This window comes from Embleya sp. NPDC005971 (assembly GCF_040629175.1).
Taxonomy (GTDB): Bacteria; Actinomycetota; Actinomycetes; order Streptomycetales; family Streptomycetaceae; genus Embleya.
In genome coordinates this window covers 22633-29740 of sequence record NZ_JBEXUX010000096.1, presented here as the reverse complement: position 1 = coordinate 29740, position 7108 = coordinate 22633, and the positions used below count along the sequence as shown (strand labels likewise).

Below are 7108 nucleotides of genomic sequence, written 5' to 3'. Positions count from 1 at the left end.
GCTCTTGTCTGGGGTTCACGGGGTCGCAGGTTCAAATCCTGTCGTCCCGACGGTGTTCAAGAGGCGCTGACCAGGGCAAAAGCCCAGGTCAGCGCCTCTTGCAGGTTTAGACCACTTACCGGTTGGCGTCCGCGTCGCAAGACGCTCATGGACCAGTTATGGACCAACCGGGCGTCAGATGGGCCATCAGGGCCTCCCCCGCGCTCGTTATCGAACGATGATCCGGGTGCAGATATCGCTGCGTCGTCGACAACGATCCGTGGCCGGCGATCATCCGCAACACGTGGACGGGAACGCCCGCGTCGGCCATCCACGTCAGCCCCGTGTGGCGCAGCCCGTGCCACAGCAAGTACTCGTACCCGCACGCGGTCACCACCTCGTCCCAGTGGGTGGCGTCGCGCAGGATCGCGGTGGTGATCCGCCCGCTACGCGGCCCCTTGAACAACCGTCCCATCGGATCCGGGCCCGCCGAATCGATCCTGCGCTGCACCAGATCACGGATCGCGGGGATGATCGGCACCTTCCGGCGGCGCTTGCCCTTGGCGCCCTTGTCCACCAGCCCACCCGGCGAAGTGGTCGTCTGCCGGCACAGGTTCCATACCCACGTACGGGTGTCGATGTCGCCGACCCGCACGCCGGACACCTCGCCGATGCGAGCTGCGGTACATCCGGCGAACAGCACCACATCACCCCACCCGCGGTATCGCCCCGACGAGCGCTCGACCAACGCGTCGGCGAGCGTGCTCAACGCGGCCCAGTCCGGCAGCGCCAGCGCCCTGGGGTCGTCGAGTTCGTCCTCCGCCTTGCGGAACTCGCTCTGCCAACCCGTGATCCGCGCCGGATTGTTCGCAATCAGGCCGTCCCGCACGGCCTGCTGCATCACCCGGACCAACACCGCGGCACTGTTCTTGACCGTCGAACGCCCGTGCCCGTCCGCGATCCACCCGTAGACCGCCCGATCCACCGCGCCGTGCGTGATCGCGTCCACCGGCAGATGCCCCAACCACGGCACCACCCGCAACCGCCACCCCGCCAGATACGGATCGGTCGTCTTGCGCTCCAGCCCACGCAGCGCCATGTCCATGACGGCCGTCCCGTACTCGGCAAGAGACATCGTCGCCATGGTCGGGTCAACACCCGCCGCGACCAACTTCCGCACGCGCTCGATCCACGCGAGCGCCTCGTCCTCGGTGGCCCAACTCTGCGAGATCGACGGGCGCTTGCGAGCCGCGGCATCACTCCACCGCACCCGAGCCCGAAACGGCTTCGGCAGACCCTCGATGAACTCGATGTCGGCCGACAGCTTGACCCCGACCGGCAACACCACCCGACGCGGTATCAAGCGGCCACCAGCGGATCCACCCGGCGCCCCGCCAACCACGCCTCCACATCCGCCGCGCTGTACACCGTCGTCCGCGCCGACAACGGCACGAACGGCGGCCCCTGCACCGGGCGTCCGGTCCGCCACCGCCGCAACGTCGACGGATCCACCCCCAGCAGCTCGGCCACCTCCTCGGTGGAGTACCAGCCGCCCTCCAACATCCCCGCCCCGGCCATGTCCCGCTCCGCACTCGCCGGCCGAACCCGCGTCCGATGCAGATGACGCACCTTCACCACCCCTGTCCGTACTGGTCGTTCTCATACCGGCCCGGTATCGATGCCTGTTCCCGAAGTACCGAGGACCGGCTATCTGCACGCGCCGCAACCGCCACGCGCCGGGCCCGTCTGCGCAGCGCACATGCGGTCCGGTCGCTGGGCCGTCCTCGGCGCGACCGCCGCAACGGCGTTGTTGTGTCCGGTCTTTCACGTGCCGGGGTCCTCCCGCGTGGCGCCCTCGTCGATGTGGGCGAGGCCGGCCGGGAGAAGGGGCGGCTCCAAACCCCGGTCACGCATCCGCGCGCGCAGATCACGCAGGGCCAGAGTGTCCTCGAACGCGAGCCGCTCGTACTGCGCCGCAACCTGCCCCAACCGCTCGTGCTCGGCCGGATCGAGGTTGACCGTGGCCAGCCGACGCCGATCATGCGCTATGCGAGCGGACCCCGACGCCGCCTCGACCGCGACCGCGTGCTGCCGGAACGCTTCCAGGCGCGCACGCGGCGAGCCCGAGGGAGGCAACTCGGACAACGGCGTCTCCCCCGTGAACCAGGCGAGCGCATCCCAGGTGTCGACGACGGCGCCGGGAGTCGGGGCCACGGCGGCAACCTCACCGACGGGAAACAGCAAGGCGACCGGCGGCACGTCCAACGCCTTGGCCAGAACCACCAACTCGGTCACGTCGAGCGATTCGCGCCGCCCGATCTCCAGATTCGCCAGCACCCCACGCTGCATCTCCACACCCAGCGCCGTACACGCGTCCGCGAGCTGCTGGGCACTCATCTTCCGCGCCTTACGATGGCGCCGCACCTCACCGGCGACGACCGCCACCAGATTCACCACCTGCTCATTTTGCGTCATGTGAGCACAGTACAACACGATCATGTCATGAAGTTAGACATATCTCGGCAATGAAGCGTCTTAGGGCGCCTCAGCCATGATTTTGCTCCATGACGGAACACAGTGAGGTGGTCGATGACACTTGAGAACGGCCGGGCAATGCGGCCGATGCGCGGTCCCAAGGAGTGACAGCCGACTCTGGACGTGGGCTGACACCGGGGGCCGACCAAGGCTGCGCACAACGCGCAGCGGCGTCACACCGGCCGCCCCTCCAGGAGACCCCACCAACGTCCGGTAGCCCGCTACGCGACGAAGCACACGTCGACGAATCCCTTGGGCTCCGTCCCCGTGAGCCACGGACACGGCTCGAACCGTCGACCCCTGCTTTGTAAGTGCTGATGGCATGGTAACGGGAGGTGCCACAGAGGGACACTGTGTCCCGTTTTGAATCTGTCTGACACCCCGAAATCGGGTGCCGATACCGCCGGATGCCGGCGGGTGCCGGAACCGCCGCGCACGCGCCGCACGCGAAAATGCGTGCACTGGTCGGAGGTTTCCATGATGCGCCCCGGGGCTCTTCCGTGGCGCATCACATCGTGACGAGGGCGCGGGACCAGCCTTTCGGGTGGTCGCGCCGTCGTGGCGGTGACGAACCCGAAGCTCGGTTCGTAGCGTGCCGATCGCGTTCCGTGCTTCGGGTATGGCTTGCACGCACGTGTCGCTGTGATGGCTTTGCGCGATAGGACCGTCCGAAGTGTTCGGTGGGTGGCCTCATCGCCGATTGGGATGTGCGGATCGGATCGCCGGCGCGGATATGGATCGTGGACCTGCCCGACGGCCCGACCGACCTGCTGCGGACGTTGCTCCACCACCAAGGTCAACAACTCCTATACCTCCCCGACCGACTCATGCACAGTGCCGCAGGCTCCTATCCCGGTGAAGGCAAGTCCGACGCCCGCGACGCGGCGATCCTCGCCGACCAGGCCAGAGTCCGCCGCGACCTGCGAACCCTGTCCCCACCGAACGCGATCGCAGTCGACCTCGCCCTGCTCACCGCGCGCCGCGTCGACCTGGTCTGCGACCGAACACGCGTCTACAACCACATCCGCGGCCACCTCGGCACCATCGCACCGGCCCTCGACCGGGCACTCGAAGTCCGCCTCCAAGGTCCACTGATCCTGCTGGGCAGCTACCCCACTCCGACGGCCCTACGAAAGATGGGCCGGCGCCGCTTGACCGCGTGGCTGCAACAGCGCCACATCCCCCGAGCGAAAGCGCTGGCGGAACGCGCACGGATCGCCGCCCACCGCAAAGACCTGATCGTCTCGGGCGAAGAACTCACGGCTGCCCGCATCACCGAACTCGGCAACAAGGCGCTCGGGTTACAACAACAACGTGTGCGTGAGGTCGAGCACCGGATCACCGCACGCTTCCACGCTCACCTCGACGCCGCGTTGATCACCGGCATGCCCGGCATCGGCGACGCCCTGGGCGCCCACTTCATCGCCGCCACCGGCGGCGACCTCACCCGCTTCGCCAACGCCGGAAGCCTCGCCGCCTACGCCGGCCTCGCCCCGATACCACACGACAGCGGCCGGGTATCGGGCGTACGCCGCCGCCCCCACAATCTCGGGCTGGAACACCCCGACGGCCACCGTCCCGGCCACGACTGGATAAGGGCCTGCTACGGGGGCACCCGCTCCCCCCTCCCTGCCGCGCCGAAGGCCAGTAGCCGTGCGCGTAGTTTGCCGAACTGCCGCTCCTTCAGGGCCGCGACGCTGAACCGCAGGAACCGCTCGTCGGAGGGCATGAAGAGGGAGCCCGGGAGCACCGCGACATCCTGCTCCGTCACGAGCCCGCGCACCACCTCGTACGTGGACTGCGGGAAGGGGTGCCGTACCCAGCCGAAGAAAGCGCCCGAGGCGCGCAGTTCGAAGCCACCGGGGGCGTCGGCCATGAGCGAGCGGAAGCGGTCGAGCTTGGCACCGGTCTCCGACGCGCGTTCGCGTCGCCAATCGAGCGCCCCGCGCAGGCCAGCGATCGCGGCCTCCTGGGCGATGCCAGGCGCGCAGATCGTCATGCATTCGAGCAGCTTGCCAGCCTCGGTCAGCAGGTCTGGATGGCCAACCAGGGCTCCCACCCGGTATCCGGGCAGGGCGAAGTCCTTGGAGAAGCTGTGCAGGCTGACGACGTGGCCCGACCAGCCGGGGGCACGGAACAGGTCGTGCGGGGGTGCGTCGGACTGCCGGAAGCTGCGGTAGGTCTCGTCCAGGATCAGGACGATGTCGCGGCGGACCGCGAGCCCGGCGAAGTCGGCGATGACAGCGGGCGGGATCGTGGCTCCCGTGGGGTTGCCGGGGGTGACGAGGACCATCGCCTTCGTCTTGGAGGTGAGGGCCCGCTCGGCCGCCTCCACGTCGGGAACGAAGTCGCGGCCGACGGGCAGATAGACCGGTACGAGGTGGTCCATCCGGAGCCACATGTCGTGGTTGAAGTAGTAGGGCACCGGCAGGAGGACCTCGTCCCCAGCGGTCGCCAGGGACGAAACCGCCACGCAGAAGGCCTGGTTGCAGCCCGCGGTGATGAGCACCTGCCGTTCGTCCACCGTGCCCCGGTAGGAGGCCGAGAGCTCCTCGGCCATGAGTTCGCGCAGCTCCGGGATGCCCGACCGGGCCGCGTACAGGGACGTGTCGGGGCGCCGGGCAGCCTCGGCCACCCACTCCACGACGGCGGGTGCTGGAGCGTAGGCGGGAACCCCCTGGGACAGGTCGATGAGTTCGCGGTCTCCGCGTCTCTCCGCCAGCAGCGCCTGCACCGCGCCGATCGGTGATGCGGGCTGCTCCAGGGTGCGGGGTATCAGCTTCACGTTCCTCCTGTAGTACCGCCTGTAATACCGCGCCGTGCGGCCATTCAGAGTTATCGGAATTGATCACTTTCAGCACATCAAGGCCGGCCCGAGCGCTAACCTGCGATGGTAACATCGTTTTAGGGAAATTCTGCTGGAGTTCAGAAGGGGCGATTTGATGACGATCATCAAGAAGCTTGCCGAACTGGGGTACGACTTCGAACCCGCCGATCTGGAGTTCCCGCCGTTCCAGCAGGCGCGACGGGTGGGTGACCTGGTCTTCACCTCCGGACAGATCTCGACGCACGACGGCCTTGAAATCAAGGGCAAGGTGGGCAAGGACGTTGACATCGAGCGAGCCGCCAAGGGGGCTGAACTGGCCGCCTACAACTGCCTGCGCGCGGTGGGCGCAGTCGCGGACATCGAGTCGATCCAGGGCATCGTCAAAGTCCTGGGCATGGTGAACGTCGCCGAGGGCTTCGACTCGACCCCGCTGGTGATCGACGGGGCGAGCGAGTTCCTCCGCAAGGCACTCGGCGACCGGAGCCGCCACGCGCGCTCCGCCGTGGGGATGGTCCTGCCCTACAACTGGGCGGTCGAGATCGAAATGGTCGTCCACGTGGCCTAGTGCCGGATGTCCGCCGGGGCCGCCCTGTCCGCTAGTCCGCGAGACGAACGGCCCCGGCGGCGGCGCCCTTGCCGGCGGCCGGCGCCGTCGCGTAGGCCGCCGGGTCGGCCAGGCGCAGCGAGGTGAAGACCTCGTCGATCGCGGCCCGAAGGCCCCAGACCTCCGTGTACGCGGGCCAGTTGGGGTGTCCGCGCGCGATGTCCTCGCGTCGGGCGAAGGGGTAGTTCATCCAGTTCCTGGCCTTGGGGAACCGGTGGTGGTAGTCGTGGCAGGGGCCGTCACCGACCATGACGAACAGCCGGACAACCAAGTGGACCAGGAGCATGCGCAGCCACCAGTGGGTCCAGCCGCGCACCCGGCGCATGCCGCGTAGATCCGGGTCGGGCGTCCGCTCGCCCAGCATGATCCCGTGCGTGGCGACCGCTATCGCGGTGCGGCCGTCCAGGTTCCGTCCAGCGGCCGGAAACAGGTGCCGGCAGGAGAGCCGCAGTACGCCAGCGGCGTTGTACAGCACGGTCAGCGGCAGGACCCAGACCACGAGGACGTACATCCAGGCATGGGCCGCGGTCACCGCGAGGGCCTGCGCCGCCAGCGTCACCGCCATCAGGGCCCGGTGGCGGCCGGAGGTGCCGGAGAAGTGCGACAGCAGCCGCCAATAAGTGGCCCGCAGGTGGAATAATGGTGAAAAAAGCGTGCGCACCATTGCGCGCCACATACCTTTTTCGGCCATTCCCGGGCGGCATCCCATGACTTCCACGATAAAACGCGCCGTGGGATCTTCAATGGCCATATGGCTGACCGAATGATGATCCGCCACGTGCTCTCTGGAATAGTCTTCGTACTCCTGCGTGATCAGTAGAAAGGATATAGCGGTGCCGAGAATGCGGTTGGTCCGCTTACTCGACGCATACGTGGAATGCGTGCACTGGTGCAAGATCATCGAGCCGAGTTTCCGCATTCCATGGACGGTGAGCAGCCACGACACGGGAAGGGCCAGCAGCCACCAGCGGCCCGCCGCGACCCCGGCCCAGCCCAGGGCGACGCCGACAGCCACCGGGGCCACGGAGGCGGCGAGGTGGTGCGCGGGTCGCAGGTTCCAGCTCGGCTCTTCCGCGAGGGGTTTCCCGGTAATCCACGTCAGTACGGATTGCAGCCGCCCGGGGACGACACGCATCGATTCCCGTACGTCAGGGGCCGCGGCC

At 67.9% G+C, this 7108-nt stretch carries 6 protein-coding genes and 1 pseudogene; 2 read left to right on the top strand and 5 right to left on the bottom strand.

Translation table 11 applies throughout. The features are described from left to right. Nucleotides 1-145: 145 nt before the first annotated feature. The 3 genes from ABZ374_RS44220 to ABZ374_RS44210 all read right to left on the bottom strand — a co-directional run bounded on the left by ABZ374_RS44220 (nucleotide 146) and on the right by ABZ374_RS44210 (nucleotide 2454). The gene (locus tag ABZ374_RS44220) at nucleotides 146-1342 is read right to left on the bottom strand and encodes a site-specific integrase (protein ID WP_360323498.1); all 1197 of its coding nucleotides are present in this window, start codon (nucleotides 1340-1342) and stop codon (nucleotides 146-148) included. Beyond that, a complete protein-coding gene (locus tag ABZ374_RS44215; RefSeq protein ID WP_360323496.1) occupies nucleotides 1339-1557 on the bottom strand; it encodes a helix-turn-helix domain-containing protein in 219 nt (72 codons plus the stop codon). The genes ABZ374_RS44220 and ABZ374_RS44215 overlap by 4 nt, the downstream gene beginning before the upstream one ends. 246 nt (nucleotides 1558-1803) lie before the next feature. Further along, on the bottom strand, nucleotides 1804-2454 hold the full coding sequence (locus ABZ374_RS44210) for a helix-turn-helix transcriptional regulator (RefSeq protein ID WP_360323494.1): 651 nt from the start codon (nucleotides 2452-2454) through the stop codon (nucleotides 1804-1806). 740 nt (nucleotides 2455-3194) lie between these two features. On the opposite strand from ABZ374_RS44210, the pseudogene ABZ374_RS44205 reads away from it, so the two are divergent. After that, nucleotides 3195-3998 (top strand): annotated as a pseudogene (locus ABZ374_RS44205) (transposase); the annotation flags it as partial. A 119-nt stretch (nucleotides 3999-4117) separates the two neighbouring features. Here ABZ374_RS44205 and ABZ374_RS44200 read toward each other — a convergent pair. Continuing rightward, complete coding sequence (locus ABZ374_RS44200; protein WP_360323492.1) at nucleotides 4118-5299, bottom strand: aminotransferase; 1182 nt, start codon at nucleotides 5297-5299, stop codon at nucleotides 4118-4120. Nucleotides 5300-5456: 157 nt separating this feature from the next. Here ABZ374_RS44200 and ABZ374_RS44195 point away from each other — a divergent pair, with 157 nt between their 5' ends. Then, nucleotides 5457-5906, top strand: coding sequence for a RidA family protein (locus ABZ374_RS44195; protein WP_360323490.1), 450 nt, complete (start codon nucleotides 5457-5459; stop codon nucleotides 5904-5906). A 31-nt stretch (nucleotides 5907-5937) separates the two neighbouring features. Here ABZ374_RS44195 and ABZ374_RS44190 read toward each other — a convergent pair whose 3' ends face one another. Further along, nucleotides 5938-7080: a stearoyl-CoA 9-desaturase gene (locus tag ABZ374_RS44190; RefSeq protein WP_360323488.1), complete on the bottom strand. Its 1143-nt coding sequence runs from the start codon at nucleotides 7078-7080 to the stop codon at nucleotides 5938-5940. Nucleotides 7081-7108: the final 28 nt, after the last annotated feature.